23 protein-coding genes and 1 pseudogene are annotated in these 26299 nt (G+C 62.5%); 16 read left to right on the top strand and 8 right to left on the bottom strand.

From position 1 onward, the window contains the following. Positions 1–21: 21 nt before the first annotated feature. The 3 genes from P1P91_RS05665 to P1P91_RS05675 all read left to right on the top strand — a co-directional run bounded on the left by P1P91_RS05665 (position 22) and on the right by P1P91_RS05675 (position 2478). On the top strand, positions 22–1455 hold the full coding sequence (locus P1P91_RS05665) for a dihydrolipoyl dehydrogenase (RefSeq protein ID WP_311885128.1): 1434 nt from the start codon (positions 22–24) through the stop codon (positions 1453–1455). Positions 1456–1586: 131 nt separating this feature from the next. Beyond that, positions 1587–1964 carry a hypothetical protein gene (locus P1P91_RS05670; protein ID WP_311885129.1) on the top strand — a complete coding sequence of 126 codons (378 nt, stop codon included), beginning with the start codon at positions 1587–1589 and terminating at the stop codon, positions 1962–1964. A gap of 319 nt (positions 1965–2283) precedes the next feature. After that, positions 2284–2478 carry a hypothetical protein gene (locus tag P1P91_RS05675; RefSeq protein WP_311885130.1) on the top strand — a complete coding sequence of 65 codons (195 nt, stop codon included), beginning with the start codon at positions 2284–2286 and terminating at the stop codon, positions 2476–2478. A 570-nt stretch (positions 2479–3048) separates the two neighbouring features. On the opposite strand, the gene P1P91_RS05680 is transcribed toward P1P91_RS05675, so the two are convergent. Beyond that, positions 3049–4083, bottom strand: coding sequence for an IS110 family RNA-guided transposase (locus tag P1P91_RS05680; RefSeq protein ID WP_311882018.1), 1035 nt, complete (start codon positions 4081–4083; stop codon positions 3049–3051). Positions 4084–4325: 242 nt separating this feature from the next. After that, on the bottom strand, positions 4326–5594 hold the full coding sequence (glyA, locus tag P1P91_RS05685) for a serine hydroxymethyltransferase (protein WP_311885131.1): 1269 nt from the start codon (positions 5592–5594) through the stop codon (positions 4326–4328). A gap of 339 nt (positions 5595–5933) precedes the next feature. Between glyA and P1P91_RS05690 the strand changes: the two genes are divergently transcribed. The 3 genes from P1P91_RS05690 to P1P91_RS05700 all read left to right on the top strand — a co-directional run bounded on the left by P1P91_RS05690 (position 5934) and on the right by P1P91_RS05700 (position 8457). Continuing rightward, positions 5934–6302, top strand: coding sequence for a DVU3141 family protein (locus tag P1P91_RS05690; RefSeq protein ID WP_311885132.1), 369 nt, complete (start codon positions 5934–5936; stop codon positions 6300–6302). Between the two features lie 162 nt (positions 6303–6464). Then, entirely contained in the window at positions 6465–7205 is a 741-nt protein-coding gene (locus P1P91_RS05695; protein WP_311885133.1) for a polysaccharide biosynthesis/export family protein, read from the top strand. Further along, positions 7099–8457, top strand: coding sequence for a glycosyltransferase family 2 protein (locus P1P91_RS05700; protein ID WP_311885134.1), 1359 nt, complete (start codon positions 7099–7101; stop codon positions 8455–8457). The genes P1P91_RS05695 and P1P91_RS05700 overlap by 107 nt, the downstream gene beginning before the upstream one ends. On the opposite strand, the gene P1P91_RS05705 is transcribed toward P1P91_RS05700, so the two are convergent. Continuing rightward, positions 8429–9625: an IS4 family transposase gene (locus P1P91_RS05705; RefSeq protein WP_311885135.1), complete on the bottom strand. Its 1197-nt coding sequence runs from the start codon at positions 9623–9625 to the stop codon at positions 8429–8431. The genes P1P91_RS05700 and P1P91_RS05705 overlap by 29 nt on opposite strands. A 281-nt stretch (positions 9626–9906) precedes the next feature. Here P1P91_RS05705 and P1P91_RS05710 point away from each other — a divergent pair, with 281 nt between their 5' ends. From P1P91_RS05710 to rfbC, 3 genes are all read left to right on the top strand, one after another. After that, positions 9907–10536 (top strand): hypothetical protein, encoded by a 630-nt coding sequence (locus P1P91_RS05710; protein ID WP_311885137.1) that lies wholly within the window; start codon positions 9907–9909, stop codon positions 10534–10536. 9 nt (positions 10537–10545) lie between these two features. Beyond that, on the top strand, positions 10546–11601 hold the full coding sequence (locus P1P91_RS05715) for a glycosyltransferase family protein (protein WP_311885139.1): 1056 nt from the start codon (positions 10546–10548) through the stop codon (positions 11599–11601). 120 nt (positions 11602–11721) lie between these two features. Continuing rightward, on the top strand, positions 11722–12270 hold the full coding sequence (rfbC, locus tag P1P91_RS05720) for a dTDP-4-dehydrorhamnose 3,5-epimerase (protein ID WP_311885140.1): 549 nt from the start codon (positions 11722–11724) through the stop codon (positions 12268–12270). A gap of 43 nt (positions 12271–12313) precedes the next feature. Here the strand turns inward: rfbC and P1P91_RS05725 are convergent. Continuing rightward, positions 12314–13305, bottom strand: a pseudogene (locus tag P1P91_RS05725) (IS30 family transposase). A gap of 140 nt (positions 13306–13445) precedes the next feature. Between P1P91_RS05725 and P1P91_RS05730 the strand changes: the two are divergent. Further along, positions 13446–14075 (top strand): phosphoribosyltransferase, encoded by a 630-nt coding sequence (locus P1P91_RS05730; RefSeq protein ID WP_311885143.1) that lies wholly within the window; start codon positions 13446–13448, stop codon positions 14073–14075. Between the two features lie 16 nt (positions 14076–14091). Here the strand turns inward: P1P91_RS05730 and P1P91_RS05735 are convergent, their stop codons facing one another. After that, the gene (locus P1P91_RS05735; protein WP_311885144.1) at positions 14092–15819 is read right to left on the bottom strand and encodes an SLC13 family permease; all 1728 of its coding nucleotides are present in this window, start codon (positions 15817–15819) and stop codon (positions 14092–14094) included. Positions 15820–15951: 132 nt separating this feature from the next. On the opposite strand from P1P91_RS05735, the gene P1P91_RS05740 reads away from it, so the two are divergent. The 4 genes from P1P91_RS05740 (at position 15952) to P1P91_RS05755 (ending at position 20986) form a co-directional block, all read left to right on the top strand. Next, positions 15952–16710: a helix-turn-helix domain-containing protein gene (locus P1P91_RS05740; RefSeq protein ID WP_311885146.1), complete on the top strand. Its 759-nt coding sequence runs from the start codon at positions 15952–15954 to the stop codon at positions 16708–16710. A 628-nt stretch (positions 16711–17338) separates the two neighbouring features. After that, the gene (cysD, locus tag P1P91_RS05745; protein WP_311885148.1) at positions 17339–18241 is read left to right on the top strand and encodes a sulfate adenylyltransferase subunit CysD; all 903 of its coding nucleotides are present in this window, start codon (positions 17339–17341) and stop codon (positions 18239–18241) included. Further along, positions 18241–20145, top strand: a complete 1905-nt coding sequence (cysN, locus tag P1P91_RS05750) for a sulfate adenylyltransferase subunit CysN (protein ID WP_311885149.1) — start codon at positions 18241–18243, stop codon at positions 20143–20145. The genes cysD and cysN overlap by 1 nt, the downstream gene beginning before the upstream one ends. Positions 20146–20236: 91 nt before the next feature. Beyond that, positions 20237–20986, top strand: a complete 750-nt coding sequence (locus P1P91_RS05755) for an IS5 family transposase (protein WP_311881913.1) — start codon at positions 20237–20239, stop codon at positions 20984–20986. Positions 20987–21177: 191 nt separating this feature from the next. Here the strand turns inward: P1P91_RS05755 and P1P91_RS05760 are convergent, their stop codons facing one another. Beyond that, complete coding sequence (locus P1P91_RS05760; protein WP_311883962.1) at positions 21178–21318, bottom strand: hypothetical protein; 141 nt, start codon at positions 21316–21318, stop codon at positions 21178–21180. A 71-nt stretch (positions 21319–21389) separates the two neighbouring features. Between P1P91_RS05760 and iscB the strand changes: the two genes are divergently transcribed. After that, positions 21390–22757 carry an RNA-guided endonuclease IscB gene (gene iscB, locus P1P91_RS05765; RefSeq protein WP_311885150.1) on the top strand — a complete coding sequence of 456 codons (1368 nt, stop codon included), beginning with the start codon at positions 21390–21392 and terminating at the stop codon, positions 22755–22757. 70 nt (positions 22758–22827) lie between these two features. Further along, positions 22828–23601 carry a 3'(2'),5'-bisphosphate nucleotidase CysQ gene (cysQ, locus tag P1P91_RS05770; protein WP_311885151.1) on the top strand — a complete coding sequence of 258 codons (774 nt, stop codon included), beginning with the start codon at positions 22828–22830 and terminating at the stop codon, positions 23599–23601. Between the two features lie 794 nt (positions 23602–24395). Here cysQ and rfaH read toward each other — a convergent pair. Together rfaH and P1P91_RS05780 are read right to left on the bottom strand one after the other, a co-directional pair. Continuing rightward, positions 24396–24914: a transcription/translation regulatory transformer protein RfaH gene (gene rfaH, locus P1P91_RS05775; RefSeq protein WP_311885153.1), complete on the bottom strand. Its 519-nt coding sequence runs from the start codon at positions 24912–24914 to the stop codon at positions 24396–24398. A gap of 31 nt (positions 24915–24945) precedes the next feature. After that, the gene (locus P1P91_RS05780; RefSeq protein WP_311885154.1) at positions 24946–26292 is read right to left on the bottom strand and encodes an aminotransferase class I/II-fold pyridoxal phosphate-dependent enzyme; all 1347 of its coding nucleotides are present in this window, start codon (positions 26290–26292) and stop codon (positions 24946–24948) included. Positions 26293–26299: the final 7 nt, after the last annotated feature.

Below are 26299 nucleotides of genomic sequence, written 5' to 3' on the forward strand. Positions count from 1 at the left end.
AACTGTTGAGGAGGAAGCACCATGACACGACACGTGAAGCTGGTGATTCTGGGTGCCGGTACGGCAGGGTTGACCGCGCTGAGCGAGGCACGGCGCTACACCGACGACGTGCTGCTGATCAACGCCGGGCCCTACGGCACGACCTGCGCGCGAGTCGGCTGCATGCCGTCGAAGGCGCTGCTCGAGGTGGCCCATGCCTACGGGCGCCGCGACTGGCTGGCGGCCAACGGTATGCAGGGCAGCGAGTTGCTGCGCATGGATCTGCCGGCGGTCATGACGCATGTGCGCACCCTGCGCGATCGCTTTGTGGCCGGGCCGGTGGGCACGGTCGAGTCACTCGGCGAGCGCAGCGTCCACGGGCAGCCGCGCTTTCTCGATCCCACTACGCTTGAGGTCAACGGCGAGCGTATCCAGGCCGAGAACGTGATCATTGCCACTGGTACTCGGCCCAATCTGCCCGAGGCGTGGCGCAGTCTTGGCGATCGCGTGGTGACTTCTGATGAGGTCTTCGAGCTCGAGGCGCCGGGTAAGCGCCTCGGGGTGGTTGGTCTCGGGCCGATCGGCGTGGAACTGGGGCAGGCGTTTGCCCAGCTCGGCTGCGAGGTGCATGCGTTCACCCGCGGGCCCAGCGTGGCGGGGCTGAGTGACCCACAAGTTAATGCCAGCCTGATCGAGGTGCTTGAGCGCCAGATGACGGTCGCTACGGAGGCGGATGTGTCGCTGCACCAAAGTGATACGGGCGTGATGGTTCAGAACAGCGGGAAAGAAGTGGAGGTTGACTGGGTACTGGCCTCGCTGGGGCGGCGTCCCAATATCGAGGGTCTGGGACTCGAAAACCTGGGGGTAGAGCTCGACGAGCGGGGCGTGCCTCTGTTCGACGAATCGACGCTGCGTATCGGTGAGCTGCCGGTCTTTATCGCCGGCGACGTGGATGGCCTGCGCCCGCTGATGCACGAGGCGGCGGACGCGGGAAGAATCGCCGCCTATCACGCCCTGCACCCGGACGCCGAATGCCTTGCCCGACGCACGCCCCAGGGCATCGTTTTTACCGAGCCGGGTGCGGGCCATGCTGGCCTGACGTCGCGGCAGCTGCCCGACACCGGCATCGTCACCGGCAGCGCCGACTTCAGCAAGCAGGCCCGGGCGCTGATGGCCGGCCGCAACGCGGGCTGCCTAAAGCTATACGCCGACGAGAGTGACGGGCGCCTACTCGGCGCAGAGCTGGTCGCCCCCGACGCGGAGCACCTGCTGCATCTGCTGGCCTGGTCGATTCAGCAGCAGATGACCGTCGACCAGATTCTCGAAATGCCGTTTTATCATCCGGTCGTCGAGGAGGGCATGCGCACCGCCTTGCAGGCCGCGCGTCGCGAACTCGGCAAGCGGCGTACCCAGCCTGACCTGCCGCTGTGCCACGAACCGGCGGACTGGGCGCTGGGTGGAAGCGCTCGGGTCTAGCCGGTATTGACGAGAGGTGACTGAAAGCAGCACAAGGCAGGTCAGATCAATTGCTTTGGATCAATCAACCAGGATCAATCGCCTGTTATTCTTATAGCGCTGGGAGGTAGTAAACGATCTGACGAGAGGTAATGGAAATGAAGAAGCAACGACTGACAATTGCTCTTGCGGCGGCAGCTGCCGTTTCGCTGGGCGCTGCGGTGATGTTCACTACTTCGGTGCTGGCCCAGACCGATGATCAGCCCATCTTTGGTAGCCAACTCATGAATGACCAGGAGCGTCAGGCGCACCGTCTGCAGATGCGTAATGCCGATACCCCGGAAGAACGCCAGCGTATTCGCGCTGAGAATCATGAAGAGATGCAGAAGCGTGCTGAAGAGCAAGGAATAACCCTGCCCGAGGTACCGCCAGCGCGCGGAATGGGACAGGGTATGCAGCAGGGTCAGGGTCAAGGCATGCAGCAAGGCCAGGGCCAAGGACGTGGTCAGGGTATGCAGCAGGACCAGTGAATCGACCGGTTGGGTGCTGCACTTATTGCTACTTGAATTCAGGGGTCGTCGTACGTACCACAGGCGCTCCCACGATGGCGTGGCACGGTATTGACTCTGCCCAGCCCCTTGTTTCTCCCGGATGTGAGCCTGCAGCTGGAGGGCCAGCTGCTGTGCTGCCTCGCTGGGCCGCCCGGGACTACGATGCAGGGTAATCTTCTAGAACGGTAGCTTTGACAACCCCTCTTCGCTGCCCAGCTGCCAGGGTGAAGCCACCCTTATCCACCACGGCGACGAACGTCTTGAGCGCTGGCGTGAACCAGGCCAAAGCCCTGCGCCAGTGGGAAGCGGAAAATTCTGGCTGATGGGCGTTGGCGGGATCACCGGCGCGCTCTACTTTTATTTTCTGGCGCTGAGCGAGGGCGATCCCGCCAAGGTGACCCTGGTGACCTATACCTGGCCTGTGGGATTCATGCTCGTGGCCGACTGGCTTGCCGGGCGTGGGTTGCGCTCTTGCCGCCAACCAGGCATATGACGCCTTTCCCCCCGGTTCCCATGCCCGCCATGCCGCCGCTGGGTTTGCTGCGGTGGTTCCCCACCTCACTCGCCACCTGCTGTGGTCATAGCCCTGGTGGAAGCAGGATGTGGTGGGAGCTGGATGGCATGCCCACCCAAGCCCGGGCAGGCCTGCGGCCTGCATCGCCCGATCAATCGGCCTCTTACAAAAGCCGTTAGAGCCGTTGAAGCTGTGGGAGGGTGGCTGTGCCGCGCGACCGGCTTGAGCGCAGGCCTTCGGCCTGCTTTCGCGCACTGAAGTGCGCTTATATGGACCCGTCCTGTTGTGCAAGCCAGAAGCAACAACGCATAAGAGTGAGGACTGCACGCTTATATCCGGCCTATTGATGGCACTTGCCGTGCCTGGCCCTGATGGAATACGCGCTCTCTGCTCTGATCTCCCACTCGGCCTCGTGATGGGCCTGCGCACTTTACAGAGTGACAGAAAGCCGGTCTGACCCGTTATGCCATCGAAGCATCTCGCCTGCGCAACCTCGGGGTTGGGTAACTTATCGCATGCTAAGCTATATTCCCTGTTTGTTCGGTATCATCAAGCGGCCTCCTGTGGCTGATAGCGCCGTTCATGGGCCAATAGCGACCAGCAAATCCGCGCCATCTTGTTCGCCAGGGCCACAATGGCCTTGCGTTGCCCAAGACGCGCCGCTAACGAGCAGGCCCAACGGGACAGCCGGTCGGGATGTTCCTGACGTTGGAACTGGCGTAATGCCGCGCGGGCACCGTGCACCAACTGCTTTCGAACCTCGCCATTGCCGCGTTTGGTGATCCCCATCAACTGGTTGCGACCCCCGCTGGAATGCTGGCGTGGCACTAGCCCCAACGAGGCGCTGAACTGACGTCCGTTGGGGAATCGCGCCGGATCGCCCAGATGGCTGAACAACAGCGTCGCATTGATCGGGCCGATGCCGGGCAGACTCATCAGCCGCTGCATGTCATCTGATGCCCTGGCCAGACGCTGCAGACGCTTGTCATAGCGCGCGATCCGGGCATCGTTCTCGAGCCATTGATCGAGCAGGTCGTTCAGCAGGGTGTAGAGTTCTTCCCCCAGCCGCGCCCGTTGCTCGTCCAGCCGCTCACGAATAACGCCCTGGCGTATCACCGCGTGCCCCTGCGACACGATTAGACCAAACTCGCCCAGCAGGCCGCGCAGCTCGTTGCCGACGGCGGTGCGTTCGCGCACTAACCGACTGCGTACTCGGTGCACTGCTTGCAGGGACTGTTGTGCTTCCGTCTTGATCGTCACTCGAGGCGTGGCCGGGCGCGCCGCAGCCTCGGCGATAGCCGCGGCATCGCGCGCATCGTTCTTGTGGCCCAGCACGAAGGGCTTGACCGCCTGCGGTGGCAGTAGCTCGGCCTCATGGCCCAGCGTGCCAATGTCTCTCGCCCAGTAATGAGCGGAGCCGCACGCTTCCATGGCGACGTGGCAAGGCGGAATTTGGGCCAGCGTCAAGCGTAACTTCTCTCGCCGGACTTGCTTGCTGAATACTTTGTGACCGTGCGCATCCACGGCATGCAGTTGAAAAACGTGTTTCGCCAGGTCAATGCCTATAATGCTAATCTGTTTCATGGATGGATCCTCCTTCACCGATGCCGTCAGTGTTCTGTGCACTGCTGGCTAGATGTTATATCCAGCTTGGCACAGAAGGACGGGTCCATCCCATTTCCCACTCTGCTGCTGGGGCTGTGGTCATAGCACTGGTGGAAGCAGGATGTGGTGGGAGCTGAATTTATTCAGCGATGGCATCCCCACTCAAGCCCGGGCAGGCCTTCGGCCTGCATCGCCCGATAAATCGGCCTCCCACAAAATTCTCAGTCCGTATACACCGGGAACTGCGCGCAGAGCTCGGCGACCTGTTCTTTGACGCTGGCTTCAATGGCGGCGGTGTCGTTGCCGTTGGCGAGCACGTCGAGCACGTCGCAGATCCACCCGGCCAGGCGGCGGCATTCGTCGGTGGTGAAGCCGCGGGTGGTCACCGCCGGCGTGCCGATGCGCAGGCCCGAGGTGACAAAGGGGCTTTGCGGATCGCCGGGCACGGCGTTCTTGTTGACCGTGATGTTGGCGCGGCCCAGCGCGGCGTCGGCATCCTTGCCGGTCACGCCCTGCTTGATCAGCGACAGCAGAAAGAGGTGGTCCTCGGTGCCGCCGGAGACGATGTCATAGCCGCGCTCCATGAAGACGTCGGCCATGGCCTGGGCGTTTCTGACCACCTGCTCCTGGTAGGTCTTGAACGCCGGCGCCATGGCTTCCTTGAAGCACACGGCCTTGGCGGCGATGGCGTGCATCAGGGGGCCGCCCTGGCCGCCGGGGAAAACAGCCGACTGGAGCTTTTTCTCCATGGCCTCGTCGTTCTCGGCGGAAAGAATAATGCCGCCCCTCGGGCCGCGCAGGGTCTTGTGCGTGGTGGAGGTGACGACGTGGGCGTGGGGCATGGGATTATCGTAGAGGCCGGCGGCAACCAGCCCGGCGACGTGGGCCATGTCGACCAGAAAGTAGGCGCCGACCTCGTCGGCAATCTGGCGAAAGCGAGCCCAGTCAATGATGTGGGAGTAGGCCGAGAATCCGGCAATGATCAGCTGCGGCCGGTGCTCCCGGGCAAGCTCGGCCACCTGGTCGTAGTCGATCAGCCCCTGGTCATCCAGACCGTACTGAACGGCGTTGTACTGCTTGCCGGAGAAGTTGGGCCGGGCGCCGTGGGTGAGGTGGCCGCCGGCATCGAGGCTCATGCCGAGGATGGTGTCGCCGGGCTTGAGCAGCGCCTGAAACACGGCGCTGTTCGCCTGGGAGCCGGAGTGCGGCTGGACGTTGGCGTAGGTTGCGCCAAACAGCTCCTTGGCATAGTCAATGGCCAGGCGCTCGGCGATGTCGACGAATTCGCAGCCGCCGTAGTAGCGCTTGCCCGGGTAGCCTTCGGCGTACTTGTTGGTCAGCTGGGAGCCCTGGGCTTCCATGACTCTGGGGCTGGCGTAGTTTTCAGAGGCGATCAGCTCAATGTGTGCTTCCTGGCGCTGCACCTCTTGGGACATGGCATCAGAAAGGGCGTCATCGAACCCGGCAATGGTCATGCTGCGGCTAAACATCGGCGCGAACCTCGTAATGAAGGGCAAACGGAAAACCAAACGATCATTATGGTAACGCAGCGCCAGACGGGTTTCATCGCATGTTTCGCAGCGGGCGGATGAAAGGGGCTCATGGCCATGCAGGCGCATCGTTCATGACTTTCTGCCGCTCCGTGGATGTAGCATTCACTCGCCCATGCCCATACACTACGTGCGGGCGTTTTCGGGAGGAAGACGCCAGTAATTTAATGTAGTCTATTGTATCATTTTGCAGCCAAGCATCGTCATATCGGTAGGGCAAGGGAATGCGCCCGGTACAATCCCCGGGCGGTAGCGTGCCTTTTTGATGGAATCCCCCGCATGTACAAACACAACCTAAGGTCTTCACCGGCGCACCGCCTGAGCGTGCCCGCGTCCGTTTATCGCCTGGCGAGCGTGCTCGCTGCCGGCGCGCTGCTGGCCGGCTGTGCCCAGGTACCTTACGACGCCTCAGACGGCGAGCGCGGCTATGTGTTGAGCCACGACGGCGCCCGGCCGATTCAGAATGCGACGCTTAACGGCTTTCTCGACCAGACGCCGGGCAACAGCGCCGTGACCGTCGCCACCAGCCCCTGGGGCAACAACGTGGAAGTGGTGGCCGAATCGCGCTACTTTGCCGCCAGCGGCCGTGAGTGTCGTAAATTACGCATCGTGACGCCATCCCGGGAAACGAACAAAGTGCTGGTATGACGCACGGACAACGGCTGGGCAGAGCAGCGTCTGGTCACGCAAACGGCAGAGGGGCGCCCGTAAATGTTATCGCGTTTATCAAGAGTTTCGACGGGCCAGGCCACCGACGGCCGGCCAGCGGCCAGCGCGTGCAAGGCCGCCGCACGGCTAGCCCTTGTCGCTTTGGGCTGTGTACTGCTCCCGGCGACGGCAGGCGCCCAGACGCTAAGCCTCCCCGACAGCATTGTGCCCCAGGAGACCCAGCGCGATAGCACCGGGGAGGCGAGCAGCACCAGACAGAGTCGCGAGGGCCAGCGCGGCGGCCAGCAGGAAGAGGCGGAACAGCCCAGAGCGGACTGGCGCAGCGGCACTTACGGGCCGGTGTCCCAGGAAAAGCAGGACGAGCTGATCGACAGTTTGAAGCCGTTTGGTGCCAACCTGTTTGAAGGTGGGTTTCGCGGCGCCATGGGGGATGGCCTGAATCCGAGCTATCGCGTCAAGCCCGGCGATCAGGTCACCGTCAGGGCCTGGGGGGCCATGAACATGGATCGGGCTCTGCCGGTCGACGTTCAGGGCAATATCTTTATCCCCAGCTACGGGCCCTTGGATATCGAAGGGCAAAACAGCGCCCAGGTCGATGCCAGCGTGCGCCGGGCCATTACCTCGGTCTACCCGGAACAGGTGCAGGTGTATACCAACCTGCAGGGGGTTCAGCCGGTGGCCGTCTACGTCACCGGGTATGTCGAAAACCCCGGCCGCTACGCCGGCACGCCAAGCGACTCCCTGCTGTACTTCCTCGATCAGGCCAACGGCATCGATGAGGATCTGGGCAGCTCACGACGACTGCCTTTCTCCCTATGCGCTGTTTCATGTGGCCGAGACGCTGCAGCGTCATCCGGACGCCGGGCTGCTATACAGCGATGAAGACAAGCTCAGCGAAAGCGGCAAGCGCTTCGATCCGCACTTCAAGCCGCAATGGAACCCGGACCTGCTGTTGGCGCAGAACTATATGGCCCACCTGGGCGTGTATCGCACTGAGTGGGTTCGCGCGGTTGGCGGCTTTCGCGAGGGTTTTGAGGGCAGCCAGGATCACGACCTGGCGCTGCGCGTAAGCGGGCGGCTGGCCGCCGAGCAGATTGTGCATATACCCCGGGTGCTCTACCACTGGCGGGCCGGGAAAGGCTCCACGGCGCTGGACAGCAGCGAGAAAGACTATACCGCGCAGGCCGGACTGGCAGCGGTGCGCGATTACCTGGCGTCTCGGGTGCCCGCCGCAGAGGTAAGCGTGGGCGACTATCCCAATACCTACCGGGTACGCTGGCCGTTTCCCGAGCGCCTGCCGCTGGTCAGTTTGCTGATACCCACCCGGGATGGGGTGGATATACTCAGGCCCTGCGTAGATGCCATTCTTGAGCACACCCGCTATCCCCGATTTGAAGTGCTGATCCTGGATAACCAGAGTCGCTGCAACGACACCCTGGATTATATGCGCGATATTTCCAACCGGGATCAGCGGGTGCGAATACTGCGCTGGGATGAGCCGTTTAACTATTCGGCGATCAATAACTTCGGCGCTCTGTACGCCCGGGGCGATATTATTGGGCTGGTCAATAACGATATCGAACCCATCAACCCCGACTGGCTAAGCGAGATGGTCCGCCAGGCCTGCCGGCCGGAGATCGGCTGCGTGGGGGCCAAGCTTTACTATCCCAACGATACGATTCAGCACGCGGGAGTGATTCTTGGGCTTGGCGGGGTGGCGGGGCATTCGCACAAATACTTTCCGCGTCGGCATCCGGGGTATTTTTATCGCCTGCATTTGGCGCATAATCTCTCAGCCGTGACCGGCGCCTGTCTGCTGATGCGCAAGGCCCTGTTTAAAGAAGTGGGCGGCTTGAATGAAGAGCACCTGGCCATTGCTTTCAACGACGTGGATCTGTGCCTGAAAGTGCGTGAGGCGGGCTACCGCAATCTGTGGACACCCTATGCCGAGCTCTATCACCATGGGTCGGTCTCTCGGGGGGAGGATGATAATCCTGTCAAACGCGCCAGAGCACGAGCCGAACAGGATTATATGCGTCGCACCTGGCGTGACGTGCTTGATCATGACCCGGCTTACAATCTGACGAATCCCCACGAATATGTTGCTACTCGCCGCATAGGCTCTGCTCCCTGACTTCCTCGCGAAGTCGTGCTCGGAGGGTTGTCCAAGCAGGCCAAGGCACGGCGTCGGGTAGATGACGACGAAGACATTCCAAGCCCAGGCGCCACACGGAAAGCACGCTCCGGTGCCGGATACTGTTGCTCTGATAGCGCCGCTGTTGCCCCCGGGCTCGGACATCCAGGCCGGCCACCATCATGGCCACGTTCGCCAACATGGCGATCAGCAGCAGGACCTCGATGCGCTTGCCCTGGCGAGACTGATGCATGCCGAAGCCCAGCCCGAACAAGGGACTTTTGACATCGCGAAACCCTTCCTCAATCTGCATGCGCTGTCGGTAGATCGTTACCACTTTATTCGCCAGCGTTGAGCGGTCCGGCAGATTGCTGACCAGCACCCAGGGCTCCTGCTGACGCCGGGCGATCGTCCGGCTGCCGCCGTCCCGAGAGATCCGGCCTTGTTTATTGCGATGCTTACGTCCCCGTGGCGGTCGATAATAGAGCACCATCTGAGCGCGGAACGGATGGTTTTCGGCGATCCGGACGGAGCCCCACGCCTGCGGTTCCGATGTCGCGTGTTGAAACAGGGTCTTCACGGGTTGCCATGCTTCGCCTGACGCCTGGTAACGGGCGGGCTGACGGACCCGTCCAACGATATACCAGCCGCGCGCTTCAACGGCCCGAAACCACGGGTTACGAAAGCCGGCATCGGTCACCAGGATCGGCGTGGCCTTGTCGGGCAGGATCCTTGCCAGCGCATCCAGCAGATAGGCTTCACAGTATGGGCATCCTTCCTTGTGATGAACCTTCTCGAAGATGGGCAGCGATCGCCCGGCGAAGGGCACCGCCGCACGCAGCAGGAAATGCCTGCCGCGGTCATCAATCGGCGACCAGTCCACCAGAATCAGTGGGCGCGTTGTATGGCCGATCAGCAGCGAGGCCATGAGCCAATAGAACAGCGGTCGTTCCTGATGAAGGTGAGGGTTGCCTAATAGTCGATCGACTCGTTTGATGGCGTGCTTGGCATCCGTCGAGCTCGGCAACGCACGGCCAATGGCCGTTAATCCCAGACGTCGCTCGCCCAGCAGAGCGCCAACGGTATCGAGGACGGTCTGTAGCCGCTTGGCATGGATCACGGAGAGTGAAGACGTCAGCAAGTTATGCAAGAATCGAGGGGCCTGCATGGGTCTCCTTCGCATGTTGTTGTGTGTCGTAACTCACAACATGCATGACTCATGCAGGCTTTTTCAATCCTATCATGCTGATTTTATTACCCATTTCATGGGGATTCCTCAGGCTTACAATCCAAATTTAACGCTGGCGCACGAAGATTTTTCGCTGCGTTGAGAGGAAGCTGCTGCGTTGAGGCGAAGAAACGTGAAACGATAAGGAACGGGGTTAGCAGGATTCACGCTGGCCAAAATTGAAGCGCATGAATATTAAAAATAGCCGGGGGAGAAGAACAATGCAGAGCGCAGAGCATTATTGGAAAAGAACCGGCTGCGTGGCCGGCATCGCCGTATCAGCGCTGGCGGCAGGGCCGGCGTTTTCCTGGCACGAGCCGGAAAATGCCGCTCGCTGGGCGAATGATGGCTGGTCGCTTGGGGTGCATACCGGACGATCAGTCGAGGAAAGCGTGCACTCGGGAGAAGCCTTCCTTCCGTTTAAGTGGAATTTCGAAGATTACTATCTGACCAGCGTGGGCTTGCGCAAGGAGATGGTGCGGCTATGGCAGCACTCGCGCATTTTCACGGAGCTGAATCTGTCCTGGGTCAGCGGTGATCAAGACTACGGCGAGGTGTTTCTGACGCCAACCATTACCTGGGATACCTTCCCCTGGGACAGCAGCGTGGACACCACGGCATCGCTTGGGGTGGGGGTTTCTTACACCACCCAGGCGGTCGAGATCGAGAATATCGACCAGCGCTGGCTGGCGTCGATGATATTCGAGCTCGATATGCAGCCGGCCAGCTGGGAAAGCTGGTCCGTCTTCACTCGCCTTCACCACCGCTCCAATGCGTTTGGTCTCTTTGGCGACGAGTCGAGTCAAAAGGGCAGTAATTTTCCTTCGATCGGGGCGCGCTACCATTTCTGAGGCGGCTGAATGATCGAACAGTCACGCTGGCTGCTGTTAAGCGACGGGGCACGGCCGACCGAGGATATCTATTTTCTCGCCTCGGTCGTGCCCCTTTTGCGTTCTGCAGGCCACGATGCGGGCCGGCTGGACGTGCGCGGTTGGCGCTGGCGGCTGGCGCGCTGGGTGCTGACGCGCCAGCCCGGCGCCCATTTGGTACTGTGCCGCACGCTGCCGGCCCATGCGCTGCGCTGGCTGGAACGCTATCGAGAAGCTTTTGGGCGCATCGTGTATGTGATCGACGATGATTTGGCTGCCGCGAGCGAAGATCCCGGCCTGCCGCCGGCCTATCGCAAGCGCATGGCTCGGGCCGCCCGGCAGCAGCCGCGGCTGCTGGCGCTGGCCGACGAGGTGGTAGCGTGTAGCCCCGCGCTGGCCGGCCAGCTACGTGAGCGGCATGCCAATGTGCGGATAATGACGCCGCCGTTGATCGCGCCGCTGCCGGATCTTACCCATTTGGCCCATGGGCCGTCGCGGGCACGCCCCTGGCGCATCGGCTTTTACGGCACCCGGGCGCACGGGAACGACCTGAATCGCATTGCCCCGGCCCTTGAGGCGATACAGCGCGAGCGTCACGATACCGAGCTGGAACTGATGCTGGGCGAGCACGCGCCCGGGGAACTGGCGGCGCTGCCGCGGACAGTCTGCCCGGCGCCGCTTTCGTGGAAAAAATTTCGTGCCTGGCAGGCGCACCGGCGGGTGCATATCGGGCTGGCGCCGCTTTTGGGGACGCCGTTCAATCGCAGCAAGTCGTTTATCAAGTTTCTGGATATTGCCGCCATGGGCGGGGTTGGCATCTATTCCCGCCGCGCACCCTATACCGATATTGTCGAGCACGGCGTCAACGGATTGCTGGCGGGCGATGATCCTGGCGAGTGGCAGCGTACTATCGAGTGGCTGCTGGATAATCCTGGAAAGGCGTGCCATATGAGCGCGCAAGCCGCCAGTGATGCCAAGCAGGTTGGTGACTTGTCGCGTTCCACTACTGTATGGCTGCAACGATCGCTGCCAATTGTGCGGCCCTGATAAGCGGCTGTTCATTTTGTTCTGCTTTATGCTGTACATCTGCGATGTTTTTGGGCGAGGCTGGCGGGCGCAACTAATACTCATTACTGGTAATCTTGGATAACGCGAAGCTATAACTATATGATATACGAATCTCTTTCTATTCCTGATGTTATTCTATTAACCCCGCATGTTTTTAGTGACGAGCGCGGTTTTTTTCTTGAAACCTTTCGCCAATACGACTTTGAACAGCATTGCGGCCAGTACACGCTGGTGCAGGATAATCATAGCCTGTCAACGCGGGGTATACTGCGCGGCCTGCATTATCAGTGGGAAAGACCTCAAGGAAAACTGGTGCGAGTGACGCGTGGCGAAGTATTTGATGTTGCCGTGGACCTGCGACAGAGCAGCGCGACTTTTGGTCAGTGGGTAGGCGCGAGACTAAATCAGGATAATAAGCAAATGCTCTGGATTCCGCCTGGTTTTGCCCACGGTTTTTATGTCATGAGCGAGGAAGCCGAATTTCAATACAAATGTAGTGATTATTATAATCCAGGTGACGAGTACTGTATTCGCTGGGATGACCCTGGACTAGCCATACGGTGGCCGTTAACTCATGATAATAAGCCCCAGGTATCAACAAAGGACAAGCAGGGCTTCTCTTTTTCCTGTGCACCTATGTTTCCATGATGTTATTCGTTCGGCGCGTGGTTACTCTGCGCTGATCCTGAATTCAAGCAACAAGCGCAGCACCTGCGGTATCCAGGGCTCCTGAATATTCCCCCAGGAACACCTGTGCCGGTGTGCGATAGCCGAGACGCTTTCGGGGTCGGTCATTCAGCTTCTCGACCACCTTGCGCAGCTTGGCATCGGTGACCTGTCGAAAGTCCGTTCCCTTGGGGAAGTACTGTCGTATCAAGCCATTGGTGTTCTCATTGGTCCACGCTGCCCGGAGCAGTAGGGATCGCAGAAGTACGTCGCTGCCGTTACCGCCTGGGCCACGGTCTCGTGATCAGCGAATTCCGAGCCGTTGTCCAGGGTGATGGTCTGGACAGCACCGCGGCGAGGTTTTAGCAGCCGAATCATGGCCTTTTGCGTCAGCTCCGCCGAAAGCCTCGGCAACCGTGCCGCCAGCAGATAGCCGCTACGGCGCTCGACCAGCGTGACCAAGCCCGACTGCTTGTGCCCCTGGACCACGGTGTCACCCTCCCAGTGGCCAATGAAGCGCCTTTCATCGATCTCAGCCGCGCGATGCTCGATGCCCACGCGGTTGGGAATCTTGCCGAGTCCTGCGCTCTTGGCTTGATCCTGATGCTTGCTGCACCGTTTGGGCTGGCGGAGGTGCTTCCAGAGATCGCCACCGCAGGCCTTGTCATCCCAGATTAAGGAATAGATCCACTGGTGACTGACGCCGCCGCCAGACAAGGGCCCCATGAAACCGCTTATCTGCTCTGGGCTCCACTCCTCTCGCAGCCGGTCGACGACAGCGGCAATCATGCTGGGCAAGCGCTTTGTCCTCTTCCAGGCAGTGCGTCGCCGATGATCACTGCAGGCCTGCGCCTGCTCAGGCTCGTAACCGCTGTCGGTAGCGTTGCGGCGCAGCTCCCGGCTGACCGTGCTGTTGTGGATGCCAAGCTCTCTGGCGATCTGACGTCGGCTCATGCCCAAGTCATGACGGGCATAGATCTGGTACCGTTGGGTCTGGGTCAGCTGTCGGTATCCCATGCTCTGCTTCACTTTGGTAGGTGAGCCGAGAAGGGTACCGGCGCTGCCCCTCCCGCCTCTACCTCGTGGTCCAAAGTGCTGCGGTTATTCTATGAATCCAGGATTGAGGGGCGCGATATCGCTGCTGAAGGAGTGTTGCCATGTTTCGCGATCGTCTCGAGGCGGCCGAACGCCTTGCCCGCCAGCTTTCCCCTCTCCGGGGGCATGCCCCCCTGGTGCTGGCCATTCCGCGTGGCGCGGTGCCCATGGGGCGACATATCGCCGACGCCCTGGAGGGCGAGCTTGACGTGGTGCTGGTACGCAAAATCGGAGCGCCGGGAAGCCCGGAGTTCGCCATCGGCGCGGTCAGCGACAATGGCAGCGTCGCCCTGGACGACGCAGCGAGGCATTTTCCCCAGGCGTCGGTGACCCGGGAGGTGGAAAAGCAGCAGACCCTGCTCGACGAACGCCGCCGGCGCTATACGCCGGTGCGAGCGCCCCTCGATCCGCGCGGGCGTGAGGTCGTCGTCGTGGATGACGGGAGCGCCACGGGCGCTACCATGGCGGCGGCGCTCACGCTTTTGGGGACGCGCGGTCCGCAGCGGCTGACTGCCGCCCTGGGGGCGGCGTCGCCCGATGCGCTGGCCCGGCTCGAGCCGCTGGCCGACGAGGTGGTCTGCCTGACGTCGCCTTCGGACTTTCGGGGCGTGGGTCAGTTCTACGCCGATTTTGCCCAGGTGGAAGATGAGGAGGTCATCGCGCTGCTGAAGGGCGACAGGAATGCCCGCTAAGCCGCCTTGATCGCCGTCAAAACGGAAAGACCCAGGGCGTGAGAATCAGCACGCTGGCGGAGTAGGCAAGGCTCACCGGCAGGCCGGTCTTGAGAAAGTCAGCGATGCGATAGTGGCCGGGGGAATACACCATCAGGTGCGTCTGGTAGCCAAAGGGAATCAGGAAACAGGCGCTGGCGCCGTACGCCACGGCCAGAATGAACGGCAGCGGGTCGGCGCCAAAGGCCTGGGCGGTGCTCCAGGCCACGGGAAAGGTCAGCGCGGCGGCGGCGTTGTTGGTGACGGTTTCGGTGAGCAGCAGCGTAAGCACATAGCAGCCGGCGAAGGCGGCAAAGACGCCGTAGCCGCTGAATAGCTGCTGCATGCCCCGGGCCAGCAGCGCGGCGGCGCCGGAGTTGTCCAGCGCCTGGGCCATGGCCAGCGCCGAGCCGATGATCAGCCACAGGGCAAAGGGGAAGCGCCGGCGAAGCTCGTCGACGGTGAGAATGCGGGTGGCCAAAAGCCCTGCCATCAGCAAAAGCAGGCCATGAAACAAGGGGATAAGCCCCAGGCTCGCGCCGCCGATGACGCCGGCGAAGCCGCCCAGCGCCGCCAGGCTTTGCCACCGGCCAAGCTGGGGGCGGGTAAAGCTGCCGCTTAGCAGGTGAAAGTTGCGGTCGAGGTTGCGGTGCTGGCGGAAATCGGCGCTGACGGCCATCAGCAGGCAGTCGCCCACGCGCAGCGGTATCTGCCCCAGCTGGCCTTCCAGCCGTCTCTCCCCCCGCCGGATGCCCACCACCCCGGCGCTGAACATGCTGCGGAAATCGACCTCCTGCAGCGTTTTCCCGGGCAGCTCCGACTGGTGCGACACCACCACCTCGACCAGGTTGGTCGCGAGCAAATCGCTTGCCTGGTGGCCAAATAGCCTGAGCCCGGGAAAGCGCTTCAGCGCCTGCACCTTGTTGACCTCGCCGGTGAAGACCAGGGTGTCGCCGGGCTGCAGCAGCTCTTCCGGCGCCACCGGGCTGAGTAGCCGGCCGTCGCGTTCGATTTCCAGCAGGTAGAGACCGTCCAGATTGCGCAGGCCGTTGGCCTCGATGCTTTTGCCGGCCAGCGGTGAATCGTCGGTGAGCTCGGCGGCGAGAAAGTAGGCCAGGCGATCCTGGATGTTTTCCGCCGGATGGCTGGGCAGGCTGCCCGCCCGCCAGAGCAGCACCCCGAGCGAGATCAGCGCAACGGGCAGACCGACCAGGGCAAACTGGAACATGCCCAGCTCCTCGCTGGTGGCGTTCAGGTAAAACGAGTTGACCACCAGGTTGGTCGAGGTGCCTACCAGCGTGGTGACCCCGCCCAGTATCGAAGCGTAGGAAAGCGGGATGAGCAGCCGCGAAGGCGCCAGCCGTTTCTGCCGCGAAACGGCCCCCAGAAACGCCGCGACGACGGCAGTATTGTTGAGAAAGGCCGACAGCACCGCGCCGGCCCCCATCAGCTTGGCCGTCGCCAGGCGCGGCCTGCCGCTCAGCAGGCGGTCGGACAGCCAGTCAAGCAGCGGCGAGCGCTCCAGCGCCAGAGAGACCAGCAGCAACAGCAGCAGGGTGGCCAGCGCCGGGTTGGTGTATTGCCGCAAAAGCGTCGCGGTATCCACCTGGCCGGTGAGCAGATAGAGCGTGGCAAGGCCGGTGAAGGCGGTCGCGGGCTTGACGCGCCCGCTGACCAGCACGGCGAGGAAGACGCACAGGGAAACAAGAACGGCCCAGGCCATCATGACGATATCCTTAACAACGGTAGGCTGGCTTGCCGTATGTTACGCGGGCTTTTATGATGGCGTCCATGAGGGCATCAATAGCGCTGCACTAAATTTTTTATAAGCGTTTATAAACAACAGGTTATAATTTGGTTGAGCATAAAACATTTTTCGCCTGAATCGGTTAGCGAGCGCCGTCTGGAAGCCGTCAGGCTGCGCCTGGACGGTGTCACGGTGGCCGAAGCGGCGCGCCGAACCGGCCTGTCGGCGCCCACGGTCACGGCGGCGTGGAAGGCGTTTTGCCAGGGGGGTTGGGCCGCCGTGCCGGTGCGCGAACGCGGGCGCCGCCGGGGCCGGGCGCCGCGCTTGACGGCGGGCGTGCAGCAGGCGCTTTGGCAGCGGATGGAAGCGCCGCCGCCGGCAGACGAGCCGGGCTGGACCGGCGCTGCGCTGGCCGCGGACGTTGGCACCGAGCAGGGCGTTACGCTCACCCGGCGCAGCGTGGAGCACTGGTGGGAAGACGAGGGGCTGAAACTCCCGGCCTGGCCGCTTGAGCAGTGGGGCGCCGAGCGCTCGTCCCGCGGGCGCTGGTTTCGCCAGACGGTGGCGCCGGTCTGGCAGCGCCTGCCGCGCGCCACCCAGCGCTGGCAGGGCGGCGTGCGCCGCGTTCGGCATCCGCGGCGCCGAGTGTATCAGCTATATTTTCACGGCCCCCGCGGGCGGCTGTGGATGCGTTGCTTCCCGCAGCCGCCGGGCGCCGATGACTATCTGCTGGCCTTTGAAGCGCTGGCGCAAAACGCCCCGGCAGGGCTGGTTTTCCACGGCGCGGACCTGGCGGCGAGCCCGGAAATTCAGGCCTGGCTTGCCGAACAGCCGGAATTTTATGTGTTCAGGCTGAGGGGAAGTGAGTGAGGTCGTACTGCGGCGGCCAGTCCTCTACCCGGTGGGAGCCGGCTGGCAGGCCTGCGGCCTGCATTCGCGCACTGAAGTGCGCTCCCACCCTGCCGCTGGGACTATGGCAATAGTTTCCCCACCCTGGTGCCGGGGGAGAGCAATAGTTTTCCACTTTGGGAATAGGTTATGGCAATAGCCCTGGTGGCAGCAGAAGGTGGTGGGAGCTGACTTTAGTCAGCGATGGAAGTGCCGCCAGGCGGATGGCAGGCCTGCGGCCTGCATTCGCGCACTGAAGTGCGCTCCCACCCTGCCGCTGGGGCTATGGCAATAGTTTCCCCACCCTGGTGCCGGGGGGAGAGCAATAGTTTTCCACTTTGGGAATAGGTTATGGCAATAGCCCTGGTGGCAGCAGAAGGTGGTGGGAGCTGACTTTAGTCAGCGATGGAAGTGCCGCCAGGCGGATGGCAGGCCTGCGGCCTGCATTCGCGCACTGAAGTGCGCTCCCACCCTGATATCGAGGCTGGGGGAACAGTTTCCCCACACTGCCGCCGGGGCTGGGGCAATAATTTTCTATCCCGGTGCTGGGGCAATAGCCCTGGTGTAGCAGACTGCGAAGAACGCTTTATCAATCAAGGAAATCCATGACATGACATCGCTGACCCACTTACAACGGCTGGAAGCCGAAAGCATCCAGATCATGCGGGAGGTGGTCGCCGAGACGGAAAATCCGGTGATGCTCTATTCCGTGGGCAAGGACAGCGCGGTGATGCTGCACCTGGCACGCAAGGCCTTCGCCCCGGCGCCGCCGCCGTTTCCGCTGCTGCACGTGGATACGCGCTACAAGTTCCGCGCCATGTACGAGTTTCGCGACCGGATGGCCAGGGAAAGCGGCATGGAGCTGCTGGTCCACGTCAACCCCGAGGGCATCGAGAAGGACATCAACCCCTTTACCCACGGCTCCGCCATTCACACCGACGTGATGAAGACCGAAGGCCTCAAGCAGGCGCTGGACAAGTACGGGTTTGACGCCGCGTTTGGCGGCGCCCGGCGCGACGAGGAAAAGTCGCGCGCCAAGGAGCGGGTATTTTCCTTTCGCACCGCGCAGCACCGCTGGGATCCCAAAAACCAGCGCCCGGAGCTGTGGAAACTGTTCAACACGCGCCGCCACCAGGGCGAGTCGATCCGCGTGTTTCCGCTATCCAACTGGACGGAGCTGGATATCTGGCAGTATATCCACCTGCAGGGCATTCCCATCGTGCCGCTTTACTATTCCGCCGAGCGACCGGTGGTGGAACGCGACGGCACGCTGATCATGGTGGACGACGAACGCCTGCCGCTGGAGCCCGGCGAAGTGCCCATGATGCGCAAGGTGCGCTTTCGCACCCTGGGCTGCTATCCGCTAACCGGAGCGATCGAGTCCGACGCCGATACGCTGCCGGCCATCATTCAGGAAATGCTGCTCACCCATACGTCAGAACGCCAGGGCCGCGTGATTGATAACGACAGCGCCGCGTCCATGGAGAAGAAAAAGCAAGAGGGGTATTTCTAATGGCGCATGCATCCAACTTGATCGCCGACGATATCGATCAGTACCTGAAGGCCCACGAGCACAAGGGCCTGTTGCGATTTATTACCTGCGGCAGCGTGGACGACGGCAAGAGTACGCTGATCGGCCGGCTGCTTTTTGAGTCCAAACTGCTGTTTGAAGACCAGCTGGCTTCCATCGAGGCGGATTCCCGCAAGTTCGGCACCCAGGGCGACGAGCTGGACCTGGCGCTGCTGGTCGACGGCCTGGCCGCCGAGCGCGAGCAGGGCATCACCATCGATGTCGCCTACCGGTTTTTCTCCACCGACAAGCGCAAGTTCATCGTCGCCGACACCCCGGGGCACGAGCAGTACACCCGCAACATGGTGACCGGCGCCTCGACCGCCGACGCGGCGATTCTAATGGTCGACGCCCGCTACGGCATCCAGACCCAGACCCGGCGCCACAGCTTTTTGATGGCGCTGATGGGAATGCGCCACGTGGCGGTGGCGATCAACAAGATGGACCTGGTGGACTACGCCGAAGAGCGCTATAACGCCATCGTCGACGAGTATCGCGCCTTTGCCGAGCAGCTGGGGCTCGAGAACATCACCTTTATTCCGCTGTCGGCGCTCAAGGGCGACAACATCACCGAGCAAAGCGCCAACATGCCCTGGTACCACGGCACCACGCTGATGGGCTACCTGGAAACCGTCGAGATCGAGGACGAAGCGCTGCAGCAGGCGCCGCTGCGCATGCCGGTACAGTGGGTCAACCGCCCCGACCTGGATTTTCGCGGCTTCAGCGGCATGATTACCAGCGGGCTGGTAAGGCCCGGCGACGCCATTCGCGTTCAGCCCTCGGGCAGCGGCAGCCGGGTGTCGCGGATTTATACCTTCGACGGCGACCTGGACGAAGCGGTAGCCGGGCAGTCGGTGACGCTGCTGCTGGAAGACGAAATCGACATTTCCCGCGGGGACGTGATTTCCGGGGTGGATCAGCCGGCTCACACCGCCGACCAGTTTGAAACCACCCTGGTATGGATGCACGACGAGCCGCTGCTGCCCGGCCGGCCCTACCTGATGAAGCTGGGCACCCAGCTGGTGTCGGCCACCGTGACCGACATCAAGTACCAGATCAACGTCAACACCCTGGAGCACGCGGCGGGCAAGCAGCTGGAGCTGAACGGCATCGGCGTGTGCACCCTGAGCGTGAATAAAGCGGTTGCCTTCGACGCCTTCGAGCAGAGCCAGGATACCGGCGGCTTTATTCTCATCGACCGAATGACGAATAATACCGTGGGCGCGGGCATGCTGCATTTTGCCCTGCGGCGCAGCGATAACATCCACATGCAGCACGTGGACATCAACAAGCAGGCGCGCGCGAGCGCCAAGCACCAGAAGCCGGCGGTGCTCTGGTTTACCGGACTGTCGGGGGCGGGCAAGTCGAGCATTGCCAACCTCGTGGAAAAGCGGCTTTACGCCCAGGGGCAGCATACCTATCTGCTGGACGGCGATAACGTGCGCCACGGCCTTAACCGCGACCTGGGCTTCACCGATGTCGACCGCGTGGAAAATATCCGCCGGGTCGCCGAAGTGGGCAAGCTGATGGTGGATGCGGGGCTGATCGTGCTGTCGGCGTTTATCTCGCCGTTTCGCGATGAGCGCCAGCTGGCGCGGGACTTGCTTGACGACGGCGAATTTATCGAGATACACGTGGACGTGCCTCTGGACGTCGCCGAGTCCCGGGATCCCAAGGGGCTGTATCTCAAGGCCCGCCGCGGCGAGCTGAAGAACTTTACCGGCATCGACTCGGACTACGAGGCGCCGGAGGCGCCGGAAATTCACCTGCCCACCGCCGGCATGAGCGAAGAAGAAGCGGCCGACGCCGTGATCGCCGTGCTGCGCGAGCGTGATCTGATACGCTAGGGTCTGTTGACGTTTCATGGCAGGGGTATTGGCAGGATAGGGGCAAGCTCACAGAATAAAGGTTCCTAAGCCAACAAACTGCAAGCCTGCCATGCCCCGACAAATGCTCACGGATGAACACTGGCCGAAGCTGAAATCTATCCTGCTTCAACAAGGTATTTATGACAAGACCGATCTGCGTACCACGGTGGAAGGCATCCTTTATCGGATGCGAACCGGCTGCCCGTGGCGGGACCTACCGGAGGCGTTTGGCCCCTGGAACACGGTCTACAAGCGCTTCAACGCCTGGTCAGCGAGTGGAAAGCTGATGAGGATTTTCATCTCTCTGGTGGAAGATCCTGATGTCGAGTGGCTATTTATTGATGGTTCCTACGTCAAGGCTCACCAAGATAGCACTGGGGCTGCCACGGAAGATGCAGAAGCCATTGGCAAAAGTCGTGCAGGCAATACCAGCAAGATCCACTTGGCCGTGGATGCTTATGGGTTGCCGATCGCCTTCAGAATAACCGGGGGTGAAGTGCACGACAGCACGGAAGCCCAGGCATTGATTGACGGTTTGCCGGCAGGTGACGCGCTGGTGGCTGACAAAGGCTATGACAGTGAACGTATCCGTGAGCAGGTCGAAGCCAAAGGAATGGCTGCCGTCATTCCACGCAGGCGTAACTCGAAAAAAGGAAATGCCAATCTGGACAGAGGGTTATATCGCTACCGGCATCTGGTTGAGAATGCCTTTGCTCGATTGAAACCGTATCGCGCCATTGCGACGCGCTACGATAAGCTCAAACGAAATTACGAAAGCATGGTGGCCTTGGCATGCGGCTTTTTATGGCTACCAATGTGAAACGTCAACAGGCCCTAGTCAGTAGAAGAAGCAAAAAGCCCCGCAAGGGGGACAACGCAACTGCCGTCGGCGAAGGACAATGCCGGCGGATTCGGGGACCTGACGAGGCATCTGACGTCAGCTACCTTTCCCTGAAGGGAGAGGCTTGTGAAAGCAAGCCCGGCTGACCAGGGAAAGCGGTAGTCAACCCGCTACGTTGGTAACAGGTCGCCAAGACCCACCCCGCCGTGCTTCCTCAGCGGCGGGCTCTGGAAGGTCAGGATCATGCTGGCGCAAGGTAAAACGCCGAAGGTCTTGATCGCTGCCGCCAGGCAGGAGCCGGTTATCGACATTCCCGAGGGGAGACGGATCGAATGATCCGCGACACCAGGCCCGTAAGGGCATTAATACAGGAGAAAATCGCATGGCGGTTTTCGTATTGGACAAACAGAAACGGCCCCTGATGCCGTGCAGCGAGAAGCGCGCCCGGTTGTTGCGGGAACGCGGTCGCGCTGTGGTGCATAAGCGCTATCCGTTCACGATCCGGCTCAAGGATCGGGTGGAGGGTGACACCCAGCCGCTGCGACTCGGCATCGACCCCGGCAGCAAGACCACCGGGCTGGCGTTAGTGCGCGAGGATGCCGAGGATCGTCACCTGCTGTGCCTGATCGAGCTTGTCCATCGTGGCTTTCAGATTCGCAAGGCGCTGGAGCAGCGCCGAGCCTTTCGTCGCCGTCGTCGCCGTCAGAACCTGCGCTACCGGGCGCCACGCTTCAACAACCGCACCCGACCCAAGGGCTGGCTGGCTCCCAGCCTGCAGCACCGTGTCGATACCATCACGGCTTGGGTGAACCGGCTGACTCGTCTGGCGCCGGTCACTGCCATCAGTCAGGAGCTGGTGCGCTTCGATACGCAGAAGCTGGACAACCCGGAGATCAGCGGTGTCGAGTACCAGCAGGGCTCGCTGCTCGGCTACGAGGTGCGCGAATACCTGCTGGAAAAGTGGGGGCGCGAGTGCGCCTACTGTGGTGATACCGACACCCCACTGGACGTCGAGCATGTGGTACCTCGTGCTCACGGTGGCTCGCACCGCGTCAGTAACCTGACGCTGGCCTGCCACGCCTGCAACCAGGGCAAGGGCAACGGCACGCTGGACACTTTCTTCACCACCGACAAGGGGCTCAAGAAGCGACTCAAGGCTAACAACCTGTCGGCGGATGCTCGACAGGAGCGCGTGCAACGTGAGCTCAAGCGCCCGTTGCGGGATGCCAGCGCCGTCAACGCGACCCGTTGGGTGCTGTTCGGTGCTCTCAAGGCCACCGGTCTGCCGGTGACAGCAGGTAGCGGCGGGCGCACCAAGTACAACCGCCAGCGCCTCGGCATTCCCAAGACCCATGCCCTGGACGCCGCCTGCGTCGGCCCAATGGACGCCCTGCACCATTGGCAGGTGCCGACGCTGACGATCAAGGCCACCGGACGCGGCAGCTATCAACGCACCCGATTGACCCGGCACGGTTTCCCGCGTGGCTATCTGATGCGGCAGAAGCAGGTGCACGGTTTTCAGACCGGCGACATGGTGAAAGCCATCGTGCCCACCGGCAAGAAGGCCGGCATCCATACGGGCCGTGTCGCTGTGCGTAAAACAGGCAGCTTCAACATTCAGACCGAGCAGGGGGCAGTGCAAGGCATCTCGCACAAGCACTGCTTGCTGATCCAACGCGGTGATGGCTACGGCTACCGCCTCACCTCATCCATTCAACCAAAGGGAGGAGCGGGGCAGACGGTGGCGTAACAGGTCGCCCTGCGGGCGACGCGCTATCCCTCCCGGCACTGAAAATACCGGGTATCCCGCGCAAAATCTGATGAAGATAGTAGACCAGAGATTGCTGGAGTCGGTTGAAGCCATTGCCCGCCGGGCAGGCAACGCCATCATGGATATCTACGCGCGCGACTTCAGCGTGGAAGAAAAGGACGACAAAAGCCCGCTGACCGAAGCAGACAAGGCAGCGCACGACATCATTGTCCGGGAGCTGGCCGAGCGGCAGGACGGCATTCCCGTGCTTTCCGAGGAGGACGTGGACGGCTTTGCCGGGCCGGACGCCAAGGGCCGCTACTGGCTGGTGGACCCGCTGGACGGCACCAAGGAGTTCATCAAGCGTAACGGCGAGTTTACCGTGAACATCGCGCTGGTTACCCAGGGGCGCGTGGTGCTGGGCGTGGTGGTAGCGCCGGCGCTGCAGGTCGCCTACGCGGCCGCGCTGGGGCTGGGCGCGTATAAAAGAAAAGCCGACGGCACGCGCCAGCGTATTCATGCCGCGACCAAGCCGGCCCCCGGCGAGACCTGGCGCGTGGTCGGCAGCCGCTCGCACCCCAGCCGGGCACTGCAGTCCTGGCTCAACAGGCTGGGCAGACACGAGATGCAGTCCATGGGCAGTTCGCTCAAGTTCTGCCTGGTGGCAGAAGGCAAGGCGGATGCCTACCCGCGCCTGGGGCCGACCTCGCTGTGGGACACCGGCGCTGCCCAGGCCGTGGTGGAGCAGGCCGGCGGCAGCGTCGCCCAGCTGGACGGCACGCCGCTCAACTACGCCAACCCCGAGCAGACGCTGAACCCGCACTTTGTGGTCTGGGGGCGGTAGAAGAGGGCACAGCAAGGAGATCGCCACGTCGCTTCGCTCCTCGCGACGACAGTAGTGGGAAAGAGCGCACGCCCACTACTCCATGGCGAGTGAAGTACTTGACTCCCTGGGTCATGGCGAGCGAGGCACTTTACTTCCTGTGTCATGGCGAGCGAAGCACATTACTTCCTGTGTCATGGCGAGCGAAGCACTTTACTTCCTGTGTCATGGCGAGCGAAGCACTTTACTCCCGGCGTCATGGCGAGCGAAGCGTGGCCATCTCGGGTTTGCCTGCCAGTGGCACAGCAAGGAGATCGCCACGTCGCTTCGCTCCTCGCGACGACAGTAGTGGGACAGAGCGCACGCCCACTACTCCATGGCGAGCGAAGTACTTTACTCCCGGCGTCATGGCGAGCGAAGCGTGGCCATCTCGGGTTTGCCTGCCAGTGGCACAGCAAGGAGATCGCCACGTCGCTTCGCTCCTCGCGATGACAGTAGTGGGAAAGAAAGCACGCCCACTACTCCATGGCGAGCGAAGCACTTTACTCCCGGCGTCATGGCGAGCGAAGCGTGGCCATCTCGGGTTTGCCTGCCAGCGGCACAGCAAGGAGATCGCCACGTCGCTTCGCTCCTGGCGATGACAGTAGTGGGAAAGAAAGCACGCCCACTACTCCATGGCGAGCGAAGCACTTTACTCCCTGTGTCATGGCGAGCGAAGCGTGGCCATCTCGGGTTTGCCTGCCAGCGGCACAGCAAGGAGATCGCCACGTCGCTTCGCTCCTGGCGATGCCGCCTGGGAGGTGGTGCGATGGTGCCTAGGGAATCAGGTGGTCGCTGGGCACTTCGACCGGGCGCTGCTGCTGCAGCATGTTGAGCAATACCACGGCGCGCTCGGTGCCCTTGGCGTACTGGAAGACGGCGTCCAGGCCTTTGAACGGCCCGTCGGCAAGATTGACGTGGTCGCCGGCGGCAAAGCGGCTGTGGGGGCCGTCGGCGTCGTGGGGTGCGATGGCCAGCTGCTCGACCAGGGCGTCCGGCACGGCGGCGGGTATATGGCCGAAGCTGACAATGCGTAGCACCCCCCGGGTGGAGCGGATCGGGCGCCAGTTGCTGTTGATCTGATCGAGCCGGATAAACAGATAAAACGGAAACAGCGGCTCGCACACCGCGGTCAGCTTGCCCCGCCGGCGGCGCTTGCGTTCAAGCACCGGATGGAAAATCCGATAGCCCTGGTAGGACAGATGCTCGGCGGCGCGAAAGGATTCGCCGGCCTTGCATTGAATGACGTACCAGGCGGCCTTTGGGGCGTTGGATGACCGAGTATCGTCGCACATGAGCCGTCTCCTCTCACCGTCCTTGTTGAATTCAGCGTAGCGTGCCGGTGCCGTCGAGCTGCTGATGGACAACGTCCAGCGTGCGGTCGATCTGCTCCTGGGTATGGTCGCAAGAGAGAAAGAAACGCAGCCGGGCGCTGTTCTCCGGGACGGCAGGATACACGATTGGCTGAACGTTGATACCCCGGTCGTAAAGCGCCTGGCACAGCCGGGTGGCCAGGGGGGAGTTGCCGACGATGACGGGGACCACGGCCGCGCCGATGCTGTAGCCGGTATCCAGCCCGCGCCGTTGCGCCTGGGCCAGAAAGTAGGCCGAAACAGCGTGCAGCCGGGCCACCCGCTCGGGCTCGGCGCGCATCAGCTCGAGCGCCCTGAGCGCCGGGGCGGCTACCTGAGCCGGCATGCCCACGCTGTAGAGAAAGCCCGGGGCAAAATAGCGCAGTATCTCGACCAGCGGCCGGGTGCCGGCAATGTAGCCCCCGCAGCCGGCCAGCGTCTTGCTCAGGGTACCCATCCAGATGTCGACGTCGCCGGGCGAGGTGCCGCAGTGCTCGTAAAGGCCGCGGCCGCGCTCGCCCAGCACGCCCAGGGCGTGCGCCTCGTCGACCATCAGCCAGGCGTCGTGGCGCTGCTTCAGCGCCACGAAGCGGTCAAGGTCCGGGGCGTCGCCATCCATGCTGTAAAGCCCTTCGATGATGATCAGCACGCGCTCGAAACGGTGGCGATGGCGCTCGAGCAGCGCGTCAAGGCGCTCGGCGTCGTTGTGCGGGAAGGGCATGCGTTTGGCGCCGGAGAGCTGGGTGCCGACCAGGGCGCTGTTGTGGATGTACTCGTCGTGGAGCACCAGGTCCCTGGGGCCGAGCAGGTAGCCAAGGGTCGAGACGTTGGTGGCGTGGCCGCTGACAAAGGCGACCGCATCCTCGGCCTCGTAAGCCTCGGCCAGGGCCTGCTCCAGCGCCTGATGAATGGGGCGTTCCCCGGACACCGCGCGGCTGGCGGATACCGAGGTGCCGTAGCGCTCCACGGCGTCCCGGGCCGCCTGGTTGACCCGAGGGTCGCCGGAGTAGCCCAGGTAGTTATAGCTGGCAAAGTTGATGAACGTCCGGCCCTCGAGCGTGCTGGTGGCGCCGGCGGTGCCTTCGTGCACCTTGAAAAACGGGTCCGTGAGCCCCAGCCGGCTGGCGCCCTGGCGCATGAGGGCCAGGTGGCGGTAGCCGGGATGGGCGGTGAAATCGGTCCAGCTGCCGGCGCTGCCCGTCGCGGGCCTGCCGTCGGCGGCCTGGCCCGGGGGAGCCTGCCCGGCCGTCTCGGCGGCGCGCGCCGACGAGCGGCGCTTGGCCTGGGCCAGCAGCTTCTGTTTCAGCGTCGAATCGTCCATGTTGCGT

Origin of the sequence: Halomonas piscis (assembly GCF_031886125.1) — a bacterium.
Classification (GTDB): domain Bacteria; phylum Pseudomonadota; class Gammaproteobacteria; order Pseudomonadales; family Halomonadaceae; genus Vreelandella; species Vreelandella piscis.

What these genes read in the sequence shown, in the direction of transcription:
- P1P91_RS05710 (WP_311885137.1), top strand. Translation starts at nt 9,907, where the DNA reads ATGCAGAGCGCAGAGCATTATTGGAAAAGAACCGGCTGCGTGGCCGGC.
- cysN (WP_311885149.1), top strand. Translation starts at nt 18,241, where the DNA reads ATGGCGCATGCATCCAACTTGATCGCCGACGATATCGATCAGTACCTG.
- P1P91_RS05735 (WP_311885144.1), bottom strand. Translation starts at nt 15,819, where the DNA reads ATGATGGCCTGGGCCGTTCTTGTTTCCCTGTGCGTCTTCCTCGCCGTG.
- P1P91_RS05665 (WP_311885128.1), top strand. Translation starts at nt 22, where the DNA reads ATGACACGACACGTGAAGCTGGTGATTCTGGGTGCCGGTACGGCAGGG.
- rfaH (WP_311885153.1), bottom strand. Translation starts at nt 24,914, where the DNA reads ATGTGCGACGATACTCGGTCATCCAACGCCCCAAAGGCCGCCTGGTAC.
- P1P91_RS05670 (WP_311885129.1), top strand. Translation starts at nt 1,587, where the DNA reads ATGGAAATGAAGAAGCAACGACTGACAATTGCTCTTGCGGCGGCAGCT.
- P1P91_RS05700 (WP_311885134.1), top strand. Translation starts at nt 7,099, where the DNA reads ATGAGGATCTGGGCAGCTCACGACGACTGCCTTTCTCCCTATGCGCTG.
- P1P91_RS05760 (WP_311883962.1), bottom strand. Translation starts at nt 21,318, where the DNA reads ATGTCGATAACCGGCTCCTGCCTGGCGGCAGCGATCAAGACCTTCGGC.
- P1P91_RS05715 (WP_311885139.1), top strand. Translation starts at nt 10,546, where the DNA reads ATGATCGAACAGTCACGCTGGCTGCTGTTAAGCGACGGGGCACGGCCG.
- glyA (WP_311885131.1), bottom strand. Translation starts at nt 5,594, where the DNA reads ATGTTTAGCCGCAGCATGACCATTGCCGGGTTCGATGACGCCCTTTCT.
- P1P91_RS05705 (WP_311885135.1), bottom strand. Translation starts at nt 9,625, where the DNA reads ATGCAGGCCCCTCGATTCTTGCATAACTTGCTGACGTCTTCACTCTCC.
- P1P91_RS05690 (WP_311885132.1), top strand. Translation starts at nt 5,934, where the DNA reads ATGTACAAACACAACCTAAGGTCTTCACCGGCGCACCGCCTGAGCGTG.
- cysQ (WP_311885151.1), top strand. Translation starts at nt 22,828, where the DNA reads ATGAAGATAGTAGACCAGAGATTGCTGGAGTCGGTTGAAGCCATTGCC.
- P1P91_RS05680 (WP_311882018.1), bottom strand. Translation starts at nt 4,083, where the DNA reads ATGAAACAGATTAGCATTATAGGCATTGACCTGGCGAAACACGTTTTT.
- P1P91_RS05755 (WP_311881913.1), top strand. Translation starts at nt 20,237, where the DNA reads ATGCCCCGACAAATGCTCACGGATGAACACTGGCCGAAGCTGAAATCT.
- P1P91_RS05730 (WP_311885143.1), top strand. Translation starts at nt 13,446, where the DNA reads ATGTTTCGCGATCGTCTCGAGGCGGCCGAACGCCTTGCCCGCCAGCTT.
- iscB (WP_311885150.1), top strand. Translation starts at nt 21,390, where the DNA reads ATGGCGGTTTTCGTATTGGACAAACAGAAACGGCCCCTGATGCCGTGC.
- cysD (WP_311885148.1), top strand. Translation starts at nt 17,339, where the DNA reads ATGACATCGCTGACCCACTTACAACGGCTGGAAGCCGAAAGCATCCAG.
- rfbC (WP_311885140.1), top strand. Translation starts at nt 11,722, where the DNA reads ATGATATACGAATCTCTTTCTATTCCTGATGTTATTCTATTAACCCCG.
- P1P91_RS05780 (WP_311885154.1), bottom strand. Translation starts at nt 26,292, where the DNA reads ATGGACGATTCGACGCTGAAACAGAAGCTGCTGGCCCAGGCCAAGCGC.